General features: G+C 38.0%; 16 protein-coding genes. 10 read left to right on the top strand and 6 right to left on the bottom strand.

Annotated features, from left to right (window positions below; all coding sequences use genetic code 11):
• Positions 1 to 274 precede the first annotated feature (274 nt).
• Positions 275 to 2,344, top strand: a complete 2,070-nt coding sequence (locus DCS95_RS09395; protein ID WP_116770527.1) for a helix-turn-helix domain-containing protein — start codon at positions 275 to 277, stop codon at positions 2,342 to 2,344.
• 643 nt (positions 2,345 to 2,987) lie between these two features.
• Here DCS95_RS09395 and DCS95_RS09390 read toward each other — a convergent pair.
• From DCS95_RS09390 to DCS95_RS09365, 6 genes are all read right to left on the bottom strand, one after another.
• Positions 2,988 to 3,728 carry a DUF1963 domain-containing protein gene (locus DCS95_RS09390; protein WP_116770526.1) on the bottom strand — a complete coding sequence of 247 codons (741 nt, stop codon included), beginning with the start codon at positions 3,726 to 3,728 and terminating at the stop codon, positions 2,988 to 2,990.
• 9 nt (positions 3,729 to 3,737) lie between these two features.
• The gene (locus DCS95_RS09385) at positions 3,738 to 4,994 is read right to left on the bottom strand and encodes a hypothetical protein (protein WP_116770927.1); all 1,257 of its coding nucleotides are present in this window, start codon (positions 4,992 to 4,994) and stop codon (positions 3,738 to 3,740) included.
• A gap of 46 nt (positions 4,995 to 5,040) precedes the next feature.
• On the bottom strand, positions 5,041 to 5,682 hold the full coding sequence (locus tag DCS95_RS09380) for a hypothetical protein (protein ID WP_116770525.1): 642 nt from the start codon (positions 5,680 to 5,682) through the stop codon (positions 5,041 to 5,043).
• 337 nt (positions 5,683 to 6,019) lie between these two features.
• Positions 6,020 to 7,900, bottom strand: coding sequence for a hypothetical protein (locus DCS95_RS09375; protein ID WP_116770524.1), 1,881 nt, complete (start codon positions 7,898 to 7,900; stop codon positions 6,020 to 6,022).
• Positions 7,901 to 8,328: 428 nt separating this feature from the next.
• Positions 8,329 to 9,234: a DUF6892 domain-containing protein gene (locus DCS95_RS09370; protein ID WP_116770523.1), complete on the bottom strand. Its 906-nt coding sequence runs from the start codon at positions 9,232 to 9,234 to the stop codon at positions 8,329 to 8,331.
• A 20-nt stretch (positions 9,235 to 9,254) separates the two neighbouring features.
• Positions 9,255 to 9,698 carry an SMI1/KNR4 family protein gene (locus tag DCS95_RS09365; protein ID WP_116770522.1) on the bottom strand — a complete coding sequence of 148 codons (444 nt, stop codon included), beginning with the start codon at positions 9,696 to 9,698 and terminating at the stop codon, positions 9,255 to 9,257.
• 187 nt (positions 9,699 to 9,885) lie between these two features.
• Between DCS95_RS09365 and DCS95_RS09360 the strand changes: the two genes are divergently transcribed.
• The 9 genes from DCS95_RS09360 to DCS95_RS09320 all read left to right on the top strand — a co-directional run bounded on the left by DCS95_RS09360 (position 9,886) and on the right by DCS95_RS09320 (position 21,474).
• Positions 9,886 to 10,236, top strand: coding sequence for a hypothetical protein (locus DCS95_RS09360; RefSeq protein WP_116770521.1), 351 nt, complete (start codon positions 9,886 to 9,888; stop codon positions 10,234 to 10,236).
• Positions 10,237 to 10,238: 2 nt separating this feature from the next.
• The gene (locus tag DCS95_RS09355) at positions 10,239 to 11,096 is read left to right on the top strand and encodes a hypothetical protein (RefSeq protein ID WP_116770520.1); all 858 of its coding nucleotides are present in this window, start codon (positions 10,239 to 10,241) and stop codon (positions 11,094 to 11,096) included.
• Positions 11,097 to 12,230, top strand: coding sequence for an adenylosuccinate synthetase (locus DCS95_RS09350; RefSeq protein WP_116770519.1), 1,134 nt, complete (start codon positions 11,097 to 11,099; stop codon positions 12,228 to 12,230).
• A gap of 114 nt (positions 12,231 to 12,344) precedes the next feature.
• Positions 12,345 to 13,400 (top strand): SMI1/KNR4 family protein, encoded by a 1,056-nt coding sequence (locus DCS95_RS09345; protein WP_116770518.1) that lies wholly within the window; start codon positions 12,345 to 12,347, stop codon positions 13,398 to 13,400.
• Between the two features lie 56 nt (positions 13,401 to 13,456).
• Entirely contained in the window at positions 13,457 to 15,931 is a 2,475-nt protein-coding gene (locus DCS95_RS09340; RefSeq protein WP_116770517.1) for a hypothetical protein, read from the top strand.
• A gap of 3 nt (positions 15,932 to 15,934) precedes the next feature.
• Positions 15,935 to 16,594 (top strand): DUF1266 domain-containing protein, encoded by a 660-nt coding sequence (locus DCS95_RS09335; RefSeq protein WP_116770516.1) that lies wholly within the window; start codon positions 15,935 to 15,937, stop codon positions 16,592 to 16,594.
• Positions 16,591 to 18,840: a tetratricopeptide repeat protein gene (locus tag DCS95_RS09330; RefSeq protein WP_164674159.1), complete on the top strand. Its 2,250-nt coding sequence runs from the start codon at positions 16,591 to 16,593 to the stop codon at positions 18,838 to 18,840. The genes DCS95_RS09335 and DCS95_RS09330 overlap by 4 nt, the downstream gene beginning before the upstream one ends.
• Before the next feature lie 121 nt (positions 18,841 to 18,961).
• On the top strand, positions 18,962 to 20,842 hold the full coding sequence (locus DCS95_RS09325) for a tetratricopeptide repeat-containing sensor histidine kinase (RefSeq protein WP_244178429.1): 1,881 nt from the start codon (positions 18,962 to 18,964) through the stop codon (positions 20,840 to 20,842).
• Positions 20,839 to 21,474: a response regulator transcription factor gene (locus DCS95_RS09320; protein WP_116770513.1), complete on the top strand. Its 636-nt coding sequence runs from the start codon at positions 20,839 to 20,841 to the stop codon at positions 21,472 to 21,474. The genes DCS95_RS09325 and DCS95_RS09320 overlap by 4 nt, the downstream gene beginning before the upstream one ends.
• Position 21,475 lies beyond the last annotated feature (1 nt).

Raw genomic sequence — 21,475 nt, 5'->3', positions numbered from 1 at the left:
CTTGTTTCCGTTGCCGTTCTTGTAATTGATGATTTCATAATTATTATTTTAAAATGTTCGCTACGATTTTTGTTGGTACAAAGATGCCATGGAACTTGAAGCAAGCCCTATGAGCTATGCAGCGAACTATATTAAGTTTCGGGAGGGTTTAAAAAATATGGCGCAGGTATATAAATTATGACGCAAAAGATTTCTTTTCCGATTAATAAGCGACCTTAGGTATAACTGGTAATTACCTAGATTTTCACTAAATTAGAATCATTAAAAAAACAACATGTCAAATCCTTCGGTCAATACATCAAACTTTATTGAACAAGCAGAAGCCCTGATTCTGGAGAATTTGGCCAATGAACAATTTGGTGTTTCCGAGCTGGCCGAGGCCACGAATATGAGTCGGTCCAACTTGCTTCGGAAAATCAAGAAGCAAACTAAACTTTCAGCAAGCCAATTCATTCGTCAAGTTCGCCTTAAAGAAGCTATGGATTTACTTAAGGAAGGCTCCTCGACTGTTTCAGAAATTTCGTATCAAGTAGGGTTTGGAAGTACCTCCTATTTTATTAAATGTTTTCGGGAACACTATGGATATCCCCCCGGGGAGGTAGGAAAAGTTACGGTAGCTATTGAAGAGAAAAAGGATCATACTAGCTCTTTAAAGCGATACAGATGGTCTATCATCGCTGCTTCATGTGCAGTAATTCTGCTAGTTTTCTCCTTGCTTTTCAATAAAGAGGCTTCTTTAGAAAATGCCGTAGAAAAACCTGAAATTGAAAATTCCATTGCCGTATTGCCTTTTAAAAATGAGAGTGCGGATTCCACCAATCTTTATTTTGTGAACGGCTTGATGGAATCCGCATTGAACAATCTTCAGAAGATTGAAGACTTGAGGGTAATCAGCAGAACCTCGGTAGAGAAATATAGAAAAACGGACAAGGGTATTCCAGAGATTGCCGAGGAGCTGCATGTAAACTACTTGGTAGAAGGCAGTGGTCAACGCGTGGGCAATCAAGTTTTGCTCAACGTACAATTGATTAATACTTCTACGGACACCCCTATTTGGGTAAAACAGTACAATCGAGAAGTAGAGGACGTTTTTGAATTGCAAAACGATGTGGCCAAGAAAATAGCAGATGCCATTACAGCCGTCATAACACCCGCCGAATTGGAGCAAATTGAAAAAAAACCGACTGAAAACCTATTGGCTTATGATTACTATCTAAAAGCATTAGATCCTTATTATTCTCGCTCGGAAGAAGGCTTGGAGAAAGCCATTTCATTATTCGAAAAAGCTATAGAACAGGATTCGGAATTTGCCCTCGCTTATGCTAACATCGCCATATCGTATTATTATCTCGATATCTTCCAGAAACAGAAACGGTATACCGACCTTATCAACAATTATGCGGATAAGGCACTGCTCTATGATTCAAAGAGTGATGTAAGCCTTATATCCAAAGCATTATATTATATGCATACCGAAGAATATCGTTTGGCTTTGCCTCATTTGGAGAAGGCACTGGAATACAATCCCAATTCGGCCAATGTTGTTCAATTGCTTTCTAGATTGTATGCTATATACATACCCAATACCGCAAAGTACCTAACCAATGCTCTAAAAGGCGCACAATTGGATGTAGCAACCAATGACTCACTAGGTCAGAGTTTCATTTATTTGGATTTAAGCAATGCCTTTGCCCAAAGTGGTTTCACCCTAGAGGCCATGAAATACGTCAACAAGTCGCTAGATTACAATCCGAATAACTTATATGCCCCACATTTAAAAGCGTTCATTGAGTATGCTATGGATGAAAATCTGGAACAGCTCAAAAAAACCTTAGAAAAAGAGTTCGAAAAGGATAGTACCCGCTTGGATATTCTACAGGATATAGGAAAATTACATTATATCGAGGAAGACTATCAAGGTGCTTTTACCTATTATCATAAATTCGTAGAAGCTAGAAAAAAGTTCAATTGGGGTATATATCCCCACGAGGATATAAAGATTGGATTAGTCTATCAGAAAATGGGGTTTGAAGAACAGGCAAATGAATTTTTTGAGGGATATAGTGAATATTTAGAAAGTGACAAATCCATTTATAAGAGCGCTAGCAAAGCCGTAAAGTATGCCTATGAGGGAAAAGTGGACCAGGGTATTGAGCAACTCAAACTTTTCGCATTACAGGATCATTATCAATATTGGATTTTGTTGTTCTTGGAAAAAGATCCGCTAATCAAACTCATGAAAACTCATCCTGACTATGAAGGAACTATGCAAAAAATAAACGAAAGGTTTTGGGAGAATCATTCTAAGCTCAAAAAGACTTTAGAAGACAACGAACTCATTTAATATGTTAAACCCCTATTTTTTTGTAGTGCTTTATTGCCACAACAGTATAGTACAATTAGCACTATTTCATACAAATAACCCTATAAAGCCCCCATCTAGTGATACTGATTTTAGGAAATAGGGAAAGTTCCAAAATAGGGCCTTTTTTAGAACCGATTTTCCATTTCAAAATACTATTGTCCCTGAGTCCCATTTGTGGTCTCTTTTAGTAGTTTCGTTAATTGACGTTTTAAGGGGCTCAAAATGTTTGTGAAAATTCAAAATATTGTAACCGTAAGGTCCTATTAGGCAGAGATGATAAATCTATTTAAGTGCAGTTTGTTTAATTACTACATTTTCCTTATTACAAGTTTATGAATGCTAGATATCATAATCAATTACTGTCAACTCTTATAATTTTAAGTACCAGAATGCATCATTAGTTTAATTGGGATAGTGGCAAATCTGGTCTCAATTTTTAATCATTTACAGCGAAAAATCTGGTTAGGTTGTTAAAAAGTCACCTATTCGGTGAGTATAAAAACTATAGACACTTTAAACGCCTATGCATAGGTGTTTAAAGAGAAAGGTTCTAGACCCTCCGTCTTCACAAAATAAAAACCACCCCGAGGGGTGGTTTTTTTCGTTACAATAGAGTTTCCATCTACCCAGCATTAGATTTAATATTAGAGAAATCTCCTTTTGCCAATTTCTCTTTTTCTATAAATAGCATTAAATACCCACGGTCGTTCCAATATAACCCAAAACCAGATTGATAACGCAAGGTTAATAATGATGTCCATTTTTCGTTTTCCCTTGGGTCGGCATCTAATGAATTGTAATAGGGGTAGCCTAATAAATAACTATCATATCTTTTATCCGTCCGCTCTAGCACTTTAGTACAGACATAGTTCATTTGCTTTTTGTTGAGTCCTTTTGAAGGGTATAATTCCGGCTTAAAAGGTATATCTACTTCCTGTTTAAAAACCACATCTAGAGAATATTTATCTGGAAAATTAGGATTGTCATATGGCTTTAAATTCTCAACATCCTCAAAATAGAAAACCTTCGCATAGTTATCATCTATCCAAGCCATGGTATTTTCCTCGTCATACGCTGCAAAAATGCTTAACAAACCTTTCTTTGGAAGTTGATTTTCACCAGGTGGTATTTCGCTTAGATGAAACTGCGCTATAAATCTATAATCCCCGAATTCGTGCCTGGGCCATTCAAAATTATCGGGCACAAGTGGATTGCCACCATACTTGCTTATTCCCTTTTCATCAAAAACCGTTGCTTGCTCAATGATAATGGCTGGCAGCATGACGGACCTTAGATAATCCTCTTTCTGGTCCAAATCATATTTACCTTCAATTATAATCTCATTAAAATCCCTGATATCCATACTATCGTATTACCACTTTAAAATTGGCTCATCTTTCCATATCACCAACCTGAAATCTTCATAATGCTTTCCTGTTGCAATGGTATGGTCGTCTCTAAGTCCTTTATCTAACTGTAGTTTATGCAGCATACCCGATGACGACCCTACCCACAAAGTTTTCTCATCATCTGAAATGGCAATTCCGCTAAGACTAGACCCTAAATAGTATCTCCAAAGAGAATTACCTTGAGTGTCAATAGCTCTTATATAACCAAAGGCATCTCCTAGAATGTAGTATTTGGATGTTGCTATACCACAATAGACTCTCATTTCTTCATCTATAACCGTATACTGCTCACTTTCTTCGTAGGCGGGTATATTCAAGTTTTCGAGTTCGGTGGAAGGTACACCTATGGTAACTCCGTTATAAAAGTGGCAGGAGTTTGTTATAAGTTGATTGTCATCTTTTGAAAAAAGGCAAAAATCTGGGTAAGATGATTGCGGACCAACCTCACCTATCTGAATTCCGTTGGCATCCAACACTCTGTGGTCACTACACTGGTCGCCTACAACAATGTGTTTGTTATCATTGGAAATGGTGGCGTTCTCCATGTCCATATAAGGTTCCCATTCCTCATCTTCAGGATCTGGCAATGGGTGAATCATTTTCTCGGAATCGTTGGAGATAATAAAAATACCCATAGCAGTAGTCAAGAGTACTTTTTGTCCGTCGTTAAAAGGAACCAGCTCGGCTATTGCCAAATTCTTTGCATCATGTAGATGGAACGTGGCAATAATTTCGCCTTCCCAACCTTGCGTGGTTACAATGGTGTTGTTAGATGCAATGGCAAAAACATTATTCTGCTTTGACTTTCCAATAGCGTCAATAGAAGCATCCAATTCAATGATTTCATCATCTTTAAGCAGATATGCCTGTCTTTTCTGATACGCGGTACCCACTAAGAACACTATCTTCTGACCGTCTATAAAATGTAATTGCTGAATACTTTGCGCCTTTGCTTTCATAAACTGCACCATTGGTGCGTGTGCCGGCGGAAAATCATTTCTAAAAGCATCGACCGTATTATTCTTATTGGCATCTTTTAATAATTGAAATACTGCTTCTGCCAAGTGATCTCTTTTGTCTTCGGGCTCTTTTCCTTTCCAATTTTCCCATCCGTTGGTTTCACCAAATTCAACCATTTTATTGATATCGGAAACGTATCTACTACCTTTTGTATTCCATTCCGCTTTAATATCCTCTATATTCTTCTCTGTTAAATTCATATCTGATTTTTTTAATCTATTTAGTAATGATCCTAGAATGGGTGTTCTAATTAAAAAGAATAGCCGTATTGTTCTTGATACTAAATTTGGCGGCATCTAAAAGCGATGCGCATACCACTATTTCTATCCAAAAATCTCCTTGATTCTCAATGATTTTATTTAGTTGCGCTATATTGGTAATGTCATCATGCTCATCTAATTGAATACCTAAAGGCATGGTGAGACCTTTTAATTCTTCAAGCAAGCTGTATGATGAACCGATCATAGCACCAGGTACACGCGCTTCTTCGATATCAAAAAGTACTTCTGGCATTTCTAAGGGAAGGTAAAAACCTTCGGCATCAGAATGGGTCAACAAGTGACTTTCCATATACGAATAGTGGTCTTCTAAAATTGAATCTGCCCCAGGGTCATCGTTTGGAGAAAAAGGCTTAGGCTCCCAATTCTCGTCGTCTTCATTTTCCCACGCATGGGCTAAAAACCGACGTAAATGGTGTAAAAAACTATATGGAAAGCCACCAAACTGCAACGCTTCATTTTCCATCTCCTCCGGTTCATTATGTGGTTCTAAATTATTAGCAGCAAGAACAACATTGATATTTTGAAAGATTTTTTTATAGGTTTCATAGGCTTCAGGCTCCCTATCTTTAAACTCTGCCAACATTCCGCTTGTAATTTCTAACCCCATAATTTTATCTGTTTTTTATACAAATCAAATGTATAGATAACATGGTTTTTCCATATCCCTGAAACCAATGAATTCTTAGCATCCTAGATTCCTATAATTACTTTTCTCTACACATCTTAAATAAAAAAAGTACGTTGATTAAGACGTACTTTTTTACTTTTTTCAGCTGCAACCTATGTCTACTTATATAATGATTGTTTCAAAATTAAATTACTCCTTAAAATTCATCATATATTGCCTCAATTTTTTTCCCTTTACGCGTTGAAGTTGAACTAAAGAGGTTTGATATATACGGTTGATTATAACTTATAAATGTTTTATTTACTATAGCCTTAGATTATTCTTTTATTACCCTGTAGGTTATCCTCTTGTTTGTTATAACCGTTTTAACTCTTATATTCAACAGTGCTGATTCAGAAGTAACGGTAGTGCAGGTATATGTTTCATTTGATAATTCTACCCGATATAAGAAACCGTCATATTCCAAGTTAGGCTTATTAATAATCAATGTATTGGTCTGAACACCCGAATAGTTTTCAGATGCTATTATATTTGAAAAATTCATACCATCATCTGTACTTACTTGCCATTGATATTCTGTTGCATCTAATGCTGATATACTGATCTCACCTACATTTCCATCAAAAATTATAGTGTTTTGAGGACCCGACATAATTTGTGGTGCTGATCCGCTTTCCTTATAATCAGCTAAATTATTATTATCTGCATCTCTTGGCGTTGCATAACCACTTTGATTAGTTACTACCCCCCATGAATCCGTTGTAAGTGGCGAAACCCCTAAATAACCATCTAAATCTCCATCCAAGAATCCTGCTTCCTGAACATCATTACATCCATCCGCATCACTATCTGATGATAAAAAATCTAGTATATTATCATTATCTGAATCTGCTATTTCATAATTAACAGTACCATTATCATATTGCCCTACAGCTTGTAGAGCATTTACAATACCATCGGCACCAACAGCTCCTGTCAATTTCCCTGCGGACAGTGTAAGACCGTGCCCTGCTTCAATACCATCATAAATTCCATCATTATCACTATCAAGATCTAAACTATTGATTACTCCGTCACCATCTGTATCCATTTTAGCACAGCTAGTTATAAAACTTTTATCGTTCACTACAAAAAATATAGGATCTGCGTTCGCTGAAATTTCTAGACGAAATATTACCGCTTTAGACCTCTCGGCCATGGTAAGTCCAAACTCAGCTAATTCTACTGCTGCAAGACGTATGTTCTTTTTCACGTTTTTTGCACTAACAGTATCATCCGCATTGTACTGATCTACCAAAGAATTACCCACTATAGGGGTATTATTCCAATTAATTTCGACACCGTTACCTAAATAGTTTCCGTCTTCATCAAGCAAATGCAGTCTATTATAATTCGAGCCATTTCCCAATTGTGCACCTTGAGTTAATAAGATATCCATTTCCCCATCACCAAATGCAGCTGAACTTGCCCCGCCCAAACGAAAGTACCAAGCATTGTCTATATTAGCTATAGCATAACCCATATCAAGCCCTCTTTCCCCTTCATATAGATATGGGTTAAATGGAATACCACCTGTAGTAAGCTGTGGACCTAATGCATTTGCAGTGCTGCCATCTAACGCCCTACCTTCTAAACGGATACCTGACTTTATTTTTGTTACAGGTCTTAAAGCTGTCCATGAGGTCTCTTCTACCAAAACATCGCCAACACCATTACCATCTGTATCCATTACATCATAAAGCCCATTGCCATTAGTATCTATCATATAAGATCCTCCAATGCCCGTAGCATAAGTTCTACTGCCCACACTAAAAGCCAAAAGTTCAGAGACATTATCAAAGGGGGTAGGATTAATTGAGGATGAAGATGAATTCCAAAAACCACCGTAGTTCGTATATATTGAAGTAACATAGTTGGTTGTCGCTAGACTAGAAGTAGGGGATCCAAAGGCTGTATTTATTTCACAACCATCCTCATATAAATCTGGAATACCATCATTATCATCATCCTCATCTATATCATCACTTATCCCATCCCCATCAGTATCTAAATTTGATTGATAAAAATGGTTACTAATATTGAATGCCGGTTTTTCAGTATAAGAAACCCTTTTCTTGCTAATTGTAGCCTCTGACAGATGCACTAAAAATAAAATCGGAGTTATTATCAGTAATTTAAAAGAAGATATCAACCTCATTATCCTATATTTTGATTGTGTAATTGGTCTAGTCTCATCCAAATGTACCGTTAAATCAATTACTAATTTTTAAATTGTTGTCAATTGATACTTTTGGGATGAGTAGTACCTAAATAGTTCTATGAACAAATTCTTTTTAAAAGAAAAAACGTTATGAAATGTTTCATTAATAGAATGTATCTAAACATTAATAGCTATGGCTATTTTTTTTATTGAATCTCTTGGTAAAAGTAATATAATCTCTATCTGCATTTTTCTATATTTAACTAACAGTAAGATGACCTCTGTTTTCAAAAAATAATTCAAAAATCAACCTTAGTCTTTAATATTTATTTTATTAATAACATATACTAATACGCTACTTTACAATCTAATAATCGCTCTAGGCAAAAGGGTATTCATTGATTATTGATTGTTACAAAATCCATTTATATCCACTCAGCATCAATGCCAAGAATAACGAATTCATCACATATATGTTCTTTTGCGTAACACAAGGTGGCTTTCTTTAAATTGGGAAAATGCTTCACATCATCGCTCCGTTCAATATCCCAATATTCTACAGCTCCCCCAGAAAAAGGTGATAGGTTCATATAAATATCGTTTCCGCCATCTTGATAGATTTCAGTAATCTCCGAAGCCAAACGTTTGGGAATAGGCAAATCTTTAAAATACTGGGTTACTTCAGCTATAGGCTCATAACCTTCTTCGTCAATATCTATTTCACGACCCTTATACCAATCTGCATACTCATACAAGTCAAATTTCGGTTTCAACAGTCCTTTCATATACATCAACTCTTCAATGATAGAAAGTTTAAAACCAAAATCTGTAAACTCAATTTCTTTTTCATCAAGCGGCTTAATGGTGTATTTGTCTTCCGATATTCCCGCGCCTCGCACGTATGGTCTGTGAATGCTCACTTCAATGGCGCGTACAACGTCTTTCGATACGCTAAACCAAGCACTTAATCCGTTTTGCACCAAGGCTCCGGAATCGTCGCCTTTGAATGTTGTCACCCGTTCATCCTCATGGGTTTTGTAATATTGAAGAATATCTTCACCATTGTAATTGAATGTTCCGCTAAAAACTTCTTTAGGACTGAAATCATAGGTTGAAATTTCCAATTCAAATCCTAAGGAATCTATCGAATCCCCATCGGATGAATACCCGATAATCCCCAAATTTTCCCAAACAAAAAGTGTCTTATTTTTTCCTTTATGTTCTTTAAAATCAGGGGAAATACACGTTTTTAAAGTTGTAAGGGGTATAGGGAATTTTACCGCAACGGAGTTGATTTGAAAGCTATCCGAAGAAAATTCTATATGAACCATAAGTGTTTGTAATTATTATATTATAACGGTTTTTGAGTTCTTAAAAGTTCCGAAAAAGACTTGGATATTAATGCTACTTCGCCCCCATCGTGGTAATATGCCCAAACCGTAAATTTGCATTCGGGGTCTAAATATAGGTAATCGCCATTCTCCTCACCTATTACAAAACCTTTGGCTACGCGCTCTAATTTTACAGAACGAAAATGTGCTGAAGGTGCCGTGAGTTCCATCCCTACTTCTTCTTGAACTTGTGTGTACAGTTTTAAACATTCGTAGTTGGCTGCTTCACCTACTCCTTTCATTTCCCATCTTTTTAGCAATGCCTTCGTTCCCATTATATTCCAAGTGCGCTTATCCCACCTACTATTATTCTTCAGTGGTGCACCTTTTGGATTTTCCTGAAGAAACTTTAAGTATTTCACCGGTAACCTTTGCTGAAAAACATCGCTCATTTCCAATTTCATAAGTACTGTTTAATTAATTTGATAGGATGTAAATGTGAACTACAAAGATGCGCGTAGGGTTTAAAATATCACTCACCGTTTTCAGTGATATTGAGATGAACTCATTACTACGTTAAATACTAAAATCACCCTTTTCAGGGATATAGAAAATCAAGGTTCAACATAGCTTTGTCCCAAAGAAATTTTCATGGAAGACAAAATAACGAATGCCGCTTTTTTAGAATCGCTAAAGCGCAACAACGAAAAAATCAGAGACGACCGTGCAAGTGCCATTGCCGAAGATGCGCAACTGATGTACAAGCGTGAAACGGAGGACTTGGCGCTGTCTTTAAAACGATTGAAACGTGAGCAAGAGAATATGTTAGATATGAGCCCGACAGATGCGAACAGTTTGGTATTGGCATCAGATTTTGATGCGAAGGACTATGTTGCCAAAGACTTAGAGATGTCGGTTAAAATCAGAAATCTGGAAATTAAATTAGAACTGGCAAAGAAGCGCTACGCGTATTTGTTCGGTGGACAAATAAATGAACTGTAATTATGGGAGGAGGAAGATTTAGTCACGAGGCGTATTCAAAACTTAGAACATCTAAAGGCTACAGCAACAAATCTAGGGAAGAGATATTTACCGCTTCGCAAATAGACCCCGAAATGGACCCCGCCAACGTAATTGTTAGGGAGTCTAGAGATTCAAAAGAGCATCCAGAAACCGTTTCCATCATTGTAGGTCTAGATGTAACGGGCAGTATGGGCTTTGTGCCAGAACTCATTGTAAAAGAAGCTTTGCCAGATTTAATCGGCTCGTTAATGGAAGCCGGTATAGAGCATCCACAAGTGCTTTTTCTAGGTTTGGGAGATTTCGTTTATGACCATGCACCGTTACAAGTAGGGCAGTTTGAATCTTCTGCCGAATTACTAGACCGTTGGTTAACCCGAGTATATTTAGAAGGCGGAGGTGGCGGTAATAATCAAGAAGGCTACAACTTGGCGCATTTATTTGCGGCACGCCATACCTCTATAGATTGCTGGGAGAAAAGAAAGCAGAAAGGCTTTTTGTTCACTATTGGCGATGAACCGGTTTTCCCTACGATTCCCGCAGCGATTATAAAAAAATACACTGCCGCAGAGGAAGCCGAAACCATTACGACCGAGGCTATTATCAATGAAGCTCAAGAAAAATACAATGTTTTTCATATGCACCTAGAGCACAGCGAATGGTCTAAATCCCCAAATAGAAAAGGCAACTGGAAAGAATTACTTGGTGAGCATTTTATTGTGATGCCCGATTATAAAAAAGTAGCCAAACGGATTGCGGAAATAGTGATTCAACACCATACACCAACTACGGGCAACACTACTTCGGGCATTTCCGATACCGAAGTCGAAGATATGTTATAAATGCAGCAATGTAGTATAGTTATAGATTTAGGTTTTGGCGATGCCGGTAAAGGGCTAACGACCGATTTTCTAGCATCGCAACAACCTGAAAAAAGTATTGTGGTCCGGTTTTCTGGCGGACACCAAATTGGGCATACTGTAACAACGGATGTACTTACACATACCTTTAGCAATTTTGGTTCGGGCACCTTCGTTGGCGTTCCCACCTTTTACACGGAGCATACTACGGTATTTCCGCCTGCCATTTTACAAGAAGGTAACTTTCTAAAAAAGTACAAGCCACAATTGTTTTTTCACCCGTTGGCAATGATCACTACCATGTATGACATTGCCTATAATAGGGCTTTAGAAAAACAGCAACACCACGGTTCTTGTGGTCTGGGTTTTGGCACAACAATCGCCAGAAACAAAGAGGAGGTTTATTTCTTTGCCAACGATTTACAGTTCAATTGGGTCGCAAAACAGCGACTAAAAAGTATACGAACGTACTACGAAACCAAACTGTTGCACCAACCCAAAAGCGTTCAAGAATACTACTTCAACGAACTGAATGCCTATGACGAAGATTACTTTTTAGAAACCTGTTCGGCTATTGAACCCTTTTATCAATTGGCAAGGCTACCAGAAATAGCGGCACACTTTGAACATTTTATTTTTGAGGGCAGCCAAGGTATTCTTTTAGATACGCAACATGGTTTTCACCCGCATACCACCTGGAGCTACACGACTTCTAAAAACGCCATTCAACTTATTAAAGACGATTTGGGTCCCACTGCTACTGTGCGTATTTTCTATGTAACACGTTGTTATCAAACCCGGCACGGCAACGGACCCATGTCCGAAACCCAATCGGTTACACTTAAAAATAACGATAATGAGGCGAATGAAGCCAACGAGTTTCAAGGTGAGTTCAGAACCAAAGGCTTGGATCCAGAACTACTAAATTATGCCCTGCAATGTGATGCTATTCATCATCAAGATCTACTCATCGAGAAGAATTTGATGATTACCTGTTTAGATCAACTGCCAAGTTTTTCACATGCTGATTTAATTAAAAACTTAACTCCCAATTTCTCTTCGGTTTACGGCAGTTACGGACCTATGCGTAAGTTCATTAAGCAATTACCTGTTTAAATTTTCAATTTCTACATCTCTTAAATTCCTGTTTAAAAAATTAAAATCACCCTTTTCGGGGATAGCCTCCCCATTATTCTCAGGTACCTTAGCAGCATCAATAAATAAGTGAAGATGAGAAACAGAATTGCGTTTTCAGAGCATGTGGAACAAATGAAATGGGAAGATTTTCATTTTGATGTGATGCCGGTCAACACCTTACCACCGTTAGAAGACCCAGAGGATATTGACAATAGTTTTACATTTTGCGATGCGCTGTTAGATGCATTAAAAGAGGCTACAGGTAAAGAGGTTTTAAAACTTCTCTTTATAACTCCAGAAGACATATCCAATTCTAAGTACTTCGGCATCGCTTATTTAGAAGGCAAGGAAATATTCACAGCTGAAATAGAAAACACGTCTTTGTTTAATGAATGGTTCACCGTTGTTGATGAACGAACGAGTAGAAACGAAATCACCACCTCAAAAGTGTATTTTTTTGGTGCCAACTCTTTTAGTTGTCAGCAAATTTCCAACTTTAAAAACAATATGGTTTTTGATAAGACCGGCGTATTTATTTCGGAGGAAATACCTAATGAATTTATCGCAGAAAAATTAGCGAAGGAAAAAGCGGACTTTATAGCTCCGTTTATTCAATTAGACGCTGAAAGCCGTTTTGAAAAAGTAGTGCAGCAATTTGTACAATTGGTTCATACGAAAGGACTCACTATTATTCCGCCTAAAAACAATGATGCTATTTATGCAGAGTTTGAGGCTGCTGCCGGATATCCTTTCCCGAACATCATAAAAGAATTTTTAACCCTACATAACGGTGTGCAAAACTCAGCGATTATGAGTGCCGAGAAAATTTTTCAAGAATGGAAAGATTGGCTAAGCATTTATAACGACTGGACGCAAAAGGAGTTGTTGGATACCTACAGTACCAACGAAGGCAAAACGTTATTAATGTACACTACGCCCTATTGGATTCCGTTTTTCGATTTACAGAACGGTAATTTTTTGGCGTTCGATTTTGCTCCGGACAAAAAAGGTACTGCGGGACAAATCATCCGTTTTGGTGCGGACCAAGAAATTGGCTACATACAAGCTGATAGTCTCGATTTATTTTTAGCGAGTTTAATGGATGATGAAGGCGATATTCAAGACTATGAATGGTTCAGAAGTGAATAATCCAACCATAAACTACCATCAAAATCAATTTACAACCTACCAGAACATCTAATTACATGTTAGAAATTTTCAAGAATAAAGTAATTCCGAAGTTAGAACTCAAGGAGCTGGAAGCACCTAATACAAAAGCTTTACTACAGGTTTTAGAATTACAAGATTGCCAAAACACCGAAGTATTTGAGCAACTAAAAAATAGTGTGGACAATCAAAACATTGAAACTGTTTTTACTGAGGATTTGGCACAACAAATCTTTTATCATCCAGAAATTTATGCCAATGAAAAAGAGGGTGCAGCATTCGCAATCTCTTGGCTTCCACTATTAGAAAACGGATTTTATCCTGATAAAAAAAGCACAGAAAAACTGATTGCATTTCTGTATTTTAATCTTGGTTTTCTTCAAAGCGAAGCTATTTCAGAAGATGAGCTAACACAAATTTTTAGCGTTTTAAAAACATTAGTGCACAGCGAATCTTCCGCTTCGCTGCCCGTTGCCCGTTTTTTAATGCATCGTGCTCTTGATATTCGCGATTGTGTGAATTCAGATTTTATCATACAAAACTGCATTACTTATGAGATTCTTACTGGAACCTATTCTGTTTTAAATGCAGATAAAACATTTTCAAAATATCCCTTCAGAATTAACAACGAATTTGTTCAGCATTTTTACGAAGGAGATTGGCATGTATTGGTAAACACTATGCACCAAATGCTGCCAGTTGGAAAAGTATATCTGCCGGGCGCTTACAATGTAATGCAAGCTTGGTTGAGTGAAGAACTAGCTGCCTTTTATCAGGAAAATACAGAACTGGCACATGTAGCGCATAAAGCCTTAAACGAACGGTTCTTATTTGTAGAGGATGAAGGCTTAGCCTTATTGAACCTACAGACTTCCGAAGGTATTTTTCCGTTAATCACAGCTTTAGGCAGTAAACAATGGGATGCTGGCGACGTACTTCTTTTCAATAACCGAGATAAAAACATTCCTCAAGAACAACTGGACCAATGTTATCAAAGATTTTTAGATTGGTTAAAAGCCGATAGAGGTAGTAATTTTTACACCGAAGCTTTTCAAGAGTTCGGAAAGCATATTCTAACGGAAGAAAATTCCGCCGTACTTCCAGTCGATTTTATTCCGTTTTGGTTTGAAAAGTGTAATCCTAAAACTGGTATAGCAGACCAAATTGAACTGTACAACAGTTTATTTTCTAGATTTCTAAAGGCAAATTCAGACGGAAAACTTCCAGTGGTTCGTTTGGGTAATGAAGACGTTCAACTTACGGGTGAACATCTTATTACAGAAGTATTTCAAATTACCGAGAATCTGAATGTGTGGATTTCGAACTTGGCATCATCGAACATATCTGACCCTCTAAATCAGTTTTTGATTCTAGCATTTTATGATGCTCGTGAAACTTTACCGACACTTTTCAATTCAGAAAACCAAGAGGTTCTATTCGGTTATCTAGAAAAAATGGCATATTCCGCCAAAGAAGCAACGGAAGAAATCAGAAAAGCGAACCTTCCATTACTCGTTAAAACGCTAACGGCGCTATTTGCAGAAACCAACAATTTTACACGTGTAAATAAAATTTGGGCATTAAAAAGCATAGACGACAGTGTACTGAACTTGTGTAATGATTATGTGCAATTGCAGTATGTAAATGAAAATCGCCTTTTGTTTTTGGGTCTCCTACAAAGCTGGTATAATTTCTTAAGCGACTACTATTATAGTTTGGGCAGCGAGTCGGTTTGGGTGCCACATATGTTGAATACACAAGGTAGACGCAGTGCCGCCTACCTTAATGAATTGGATGAAAACGTAACGTCTTTCGTGAACAAGGCTTTAATGCATCTTTTTGATTTCCATAAAAAAAGTAAGCAGAAAGCTGAATCCAATGAGTTCTTTCAGTCCATCAAAACGGATATCGAAAACTATTTAGAAGACTTCCTTAAAGAATTAATGGAACACAATCTTGCAAAAGAAACAGCAGACAATATGTTCATCTACAGTAAAGCACACTTTGCGCATCGCAAAACATTACAAGAGGCTATCAACAAATTCCATGACCACCATATGGTAGAAGCCCCAAAATCTGAAAAAGCCGTTCTTATTGAACAGCTACAGACATCTGAAATTGATTTTTCACAAGTAGCGTTCGACCCCAAATATGCCAATGCGGTACTACACAATTTAGAAAATTATAAAACCGAAGGAACCTGCGACAGCAAACTGCTTGAGGTTTTGGATACTAACACAACAGCATTTAATACCTGGTTGACAGAAGAACCTACCATTGAAGCAAAGTTTATAAAAGCCCTTTACATGACCTTGCTAGATAAAGATCTAGCCCCGGAAACCCCGTTGGAACCCTATGGTAATTTATGCAGAAGCTTGTTCGTACAACTGGCAAAAGACAGTAAAATGGCAAGCTCTTACGAGATGGGACTAAAGGCGATGGCAAATTCCGGAGCCTACCCAGAAAACTTAACAACTGCTTTGTTGCAAGTGGTCAACGACTTAAAAGCTTAGAGAATGACAGCAGAAATAACATCAAAAACTCAAGATCAACTCAACCTTTCTGCCTTGGTTTTGATGAACAATTACAAAAAGGCGGACTTAAATAGTTGGTACGGATTTGATATTGAAGACCATCTACAATTGAAAAATGTAGAGCGTATTGCCAAGCTACACGGTATACTTTCTGGCGTACACCTTCGTAACAGTTTGCATCGTTACGAAACAGGTGAAATGGCATCAAACCCTTTTGAAAAACTGGCAATGGAGTTGCGTAACGATACTACCAATACTTTTGAAGCCAAGTTCAATGCCATAAAAAACCCTACGAGCAAAAATGCCTATAAACTGGTTTGGAGATACCGTTTTAGCCTTAAAGATCAAAAGCTGTACGGTTATGAGTTTGCCTATTACATTTTTCTAATGCGCATAGGTGGCGCTCTCGGTTTTATAAAGCCCGAAGAAATAGCCATGCGCTTAGAAGACGTGGACACAAGAATGAAAAAAACATTTTCTAGTTGGGGCGAATTTCACCGCAATGTGTGTATTGGCGATGAGTTTATACGCGGGGCTTCGGAACCTGACATTAGTAAATACCCTGGCACCGAAACACTTTGGGAATGCTACCAACGATTGAATATTCATCATGCCGACAGGTTTAAAGAATGGAACATATGAGCTTAACAAGACAAGAAGTTTTACAACATATAGAAGAAGCCCATGCGCTTTTAATAGCTAAAAAATATGCCGAATTAAATCCGATTATTACGGCTATACAAGATAATCTTGATGTACTGGGGTATAAATATCCTAAGGATAATGCACGGTATTACCGATTTTTCATGTTGTATATGGGTGCCTTTGAAAAGGTGAATATAGAGGTGATGCATTCCTATGTAGAGGCGCTTGAGCAGGTTGGTCAAGTATTGGCTTCCGACTATGAATACATCTGTAGCTATTACAAAACATGTCCGGAAGCGGTTTATGAAAAAGCCCTACAAAAGTATCCGTATAACGAAACGCTGCACATACATTACGCCTTAAAATTACAGGTAGAAAAGCAATATACCGAAGCCATTGCCGTGTTAAAATATGTTCTGGAGTGCTACCCTGCCACTACCGAAGCAAGATTTTTATTATGGGAAATTCAATCGGCACAACTAGACGATTTAGTAACATCAACCGAGGAAGCAGATTGCTATCAATTGCTAGATTTAGCCTCTGCAACCCATAATCTCCAAGTCTTAAAGGGTCTACAACTAGACACGCGTTTAGACAAGAAGACTAAATTACTCACCTATATTCAAGTTGCCATATGGGAGAACAGGTCGGTTGAAGTAATCGAGCTTTGGAAGAGCGAATGGAAAACGCTAGACCTCACGGACCAGAGTCGTTATGTATTGGCAGACTATGCCAAGGCTTTTATGATATATGATCTGGTTCCCCAAATATTAAAAGCACCTCAGAAACCAGATTTTCCGGAAACCGATTTCACCAACTTTTCCGAATACAAAGTCTTTATGGAGGCACTTGTCAATTCCGGCTGGCAACTAGCGCAGCATCATTATTTGTTGTTAGGGAATGCCGCGTATTTTCACTCCAATAACAGCAATGCGGTAGAAATTTGCTTAAAACAAGGTTTGGCGCTCAACGAGAAAAATCCGTTGTTGTTAAACCTGAAAGCAATGTACCTTAAAAGCCTAAATAAATATCAAGAAGCTGGGGCAGTCTACCATGAGGCGTTTAGAAACGGACTCACCATGGATAATTATTTGCTATATTTAATTGAACTGAACAACAGAATTGAAAGTTACCAGGGCGTTCTAGATACTGTAAAGCAATTTCATATAAGACATACGCCCACATTAAAATCCATGTTTTTTAAGGCAAGGGCTTTGTTTAAATTCCACCAAGATGATGAGGCGTTGGTAGTACTGAACGAAGCGCTTCAAGATTTTCCGTTACACTCCCGCTCCTATGCTCCGTGGATGCTCCACTACCGTATGATCATCAATAAAAGAAAACGAAACTACACCCAGTATTTCATAGATCAACAAGCAGAAATCAATTACTACGTTGATGGGGACGACGACTATTTCAACACGACCAACCTTGCCGTTGAAACCATTTTTGAACAGGGCGAATACGAGGAATGTTACAAGTACGCCATTTACAATCACGAACAGGGGAAACTGGCAGAAGAACTATATCCTATTTTTCAATGGATTTGTTTTTATGATTTTCTACTTGAGAAACCAGAGGATTTACAAGATGTAACGGAAGCAAACATAAATCAACAACCGGAAACCTTTGAAGATTTCAGAAATAATGGCTTAATCTACTGGATGTTAGATAATCACACTGCTGCTGCAGAATCGTTAATGATAGCGGCATCAAAAGCCATCAACAAGGCGCTCTATCTAAAACTAGCGTTGACTTGTGCCAAGGAGGGCTTTAACAATTCACTCTGCCTCACTATTATCGAAACCATACAAAAAGAAGCTCCTGAAGCACGCGAGTTCAAAACGGACTATACCTACGCCAACATTTTAAATGATGAACAGCGACATCAAGAAGCCTACGAAGTCCTCTTAAATGTGCTGAAAAGCTATCCGGAACGTGCGTTTTTTGAATTCCCGAAAGATTTCAATAACCTGTTGCACACTTTAAAAAACAACGCCAAAGGATTGGAGGATATGAGTGGGTATAACAAATATATTTCCATGCTTTTAAGTAGGGACAATCCTATCGAAAATCAACTGAGGGAGCAGCAAGAATTGGCAAAATCGCAAAGCGAAGAAGACCTTTTTCTACAGCACAACCTCATGGAAAACCTAGCACGATTTAATTTTGAAATGCACCCAGAGGAACAAGAGGAATTAAAGGAAATGAAAAAGCGCATTAAGGCTGCCCATTTCGCCTAAAGGTGGTAATTTTGCCCATTCTTAAATGAAGCTAATTACACTACATAAAATTCTCATCATCTTCCTATTTTTAGGGGCTTACACGAATTGTTGGTCACAAAACAAAGATAACAACAAGCTAATGGACTCGCTTTCATACGTTTATCAAAAAAACGTATATGCACAACCTATATTAGCAAAAGAAGCTGCACAAAAATGGCTTGAAGAAAGTGAAAAATTAGGGCTGAAAATACATACCATCAGGGCGCATTATGCACTGGCGAATCTGGGCAATATTTCGGGCGATTATAAAACGGCGGTCAGTGAAACCCAAAAAACCATTGAACTGCTAAAAGAGCTAGAGATGGAAAACGGCTTGGCGGCAAGCTATAATATTTTGGCGTTGGGCTATAAAAATCTTGGCAATTACCCCAAAGCAATGGAAAGCTTTTTGGAGTGTTTACGGTATGCCGAAAAAATGGACGACACCCAGCAAGAAGCGAATGCCTACCAAAATATAGCTACCCTTTACGTTTTACAAAAAGAATATAAAAAGGCAACCGAAAATTTAGACCGTGCCGCTGACCTCTACCGAGAATTGGACGATGATGACGGCGTACTGGTAACCCTCTTTAATTATGCGAGTATTTTAAAAGAGCAAGGAAAATATGATGCCGCTCGCGAACATTTTAAAACCGTTTTGGACTATCGTGAAAAAGAAGGGAACAAAGCGGTAATTGCGTATATCAACATGAATCTTTCGCAAATGTTGGTCAAAGAGAACAAGTATAAAGAAGCGGTTATTTCTTTAAAGAAAACCTTGTCACTTTTAAAAGAAGTCGATTTTAAATCGGATATGGTCATTATTCTGAACGACCTGGGTTTATGCGAAAGTAAATTAGGGCATACCAAACAAGCCATCTCCTATTTTGAACAAGCTTTGGAAATGGGCGAAGAACAATCCATCAGACAATACAAATCGGACATCTACAAGAACCTTTCTCAATTATATCAAGATGAAAGTGATTACAAGAAGGCACTAGCATTTTACGAAAAAGGAGTGAGTACACTTTCGCAGCAAAACTCATTGGATAAAGAAAAATATGTTGCCGAGCTACAAGAGCGGTATGAAACGCAATTGAAAGAAACGCGAATAGACCTACTTGAAAAAGAACAAAAACTGGGCGAAGCCGAACTTCAAAAGGCAGAGCTAACAGTTAAGAGACAACGTATTATTAGAAATGCTTTTATTGCCGGATTTGTATTGGTCCTGATTTCCCTGCTTATCCTGCGTCACCAATATTTTAAGCGATTGAAAGTGCAGCAAGAATTGAGCATGCAGCGCGAAGAAAATGCCGACCAGAAAATAAACCAGATGATCAAAGATTACAGGTTGTCGGCGGTAGAAAAATATCAACAAGGGCAAGATGAAGAACGTGCACGCCTGGCACGAGAAATTCACGATGGTATAGGCAGTGATCTGGCAGGAATTAAAATAGCTTTTGAGCATTACATAGAAGACCAACAAGAAAAACCTCAGACCAAAAGAATATTAACGGCAATAAATAATGCCTGTACCGATGTGCGCGGACTCTCGCATCAATTGCATCCACCGGCTTTTGCCGCACTGGGTTTTACGAATTTCTTGAGCGATTTTATAGACCAGATTTCCAAAAGCGCCACCATAGATTTTCAAACTTTTTTTTATCCGGAGGAAGATATCAATCAATTGCCCGATGCTCTTCTTGCCGATGTCTACCGTGTGGTACAAGAATTGGTCAACAACATTCTTAAACATGCCGAAGCTACCAACGCAGAAGTGCAGCTTACCAAGCACGAAGACCACTTGAATATTGTGGTCAACGATAATGGAAAAGGCTTTCATGAACATAAAAAACAAGGTATAGGACTGCGAAATATAAAAGAACGCTTACAAAAAATGAAAGGTTCTTTAGACATCGATAGCAGTGCCAGCAGCGGAACATCCATTACCATAGATATTCCTTTAAAACAGACATCGTGAAGAAAATCAACATCATTATAGCAGACGACCATTTAATGTTTCTTGAAGGCATCAACACCATTTTGGGCGACATGCCCGAGATAGGTGAAGTACACCTTGCCACGGAAGGAAAACAGGTGGTGCGGTTGTTGAACCAGTTTGAAATAGGATTGATTATCAGCGATATCAATATGCCAAAAATGGACGGTATTGAATTGTTGACCAATATAAAAAAGAAACACAGTACCGTAAAGATTATCATGTTGAGCATGTTGGACAATCACAGAACGGTACACAAGGTCATTCAAAAAGGTGCCGACGGTTTTGTACCAAAATTCACCAGTAAAGAAGAATTACAAAAAGCGGTACGCACCGTTTTAGACGGCGAGCAATACTTTTCCGAAGTCATTAAACAGCGTTATATGGAAAGTATTTTTGAGCGTAAAAAGTATAAGAATATTGAGCTTTCTCCAAGAGAAAAAGAAGTGCTTAGCCTGTTAGCAGACGAACTGACCTCCAAAGAAATATCGGAAAAGCTTTTTATATCGGTCAATACCGTAGAAACGCACAGAAAGAACATCCTTTTAAAAACAGGCTCAAAAACAACGACTGGAGCCGTGAAATACGCCATTGAATCTGGCTTGTTCGACTAAA

The sequence above is a fragment of the Maribacter litoralis genome (genome assembly GCF_003075045.1).
GTDB classification, from domain to species: domain Bacteria; phylum Bacteroidota; class Bacteroidia; order Flavobacteriales; family Flavobacteriaceae; genus Maribacter; species Maribacter litoralis.
This window is presented reverse-complemented; position numbering and strand designations above follow the sequence as displayed.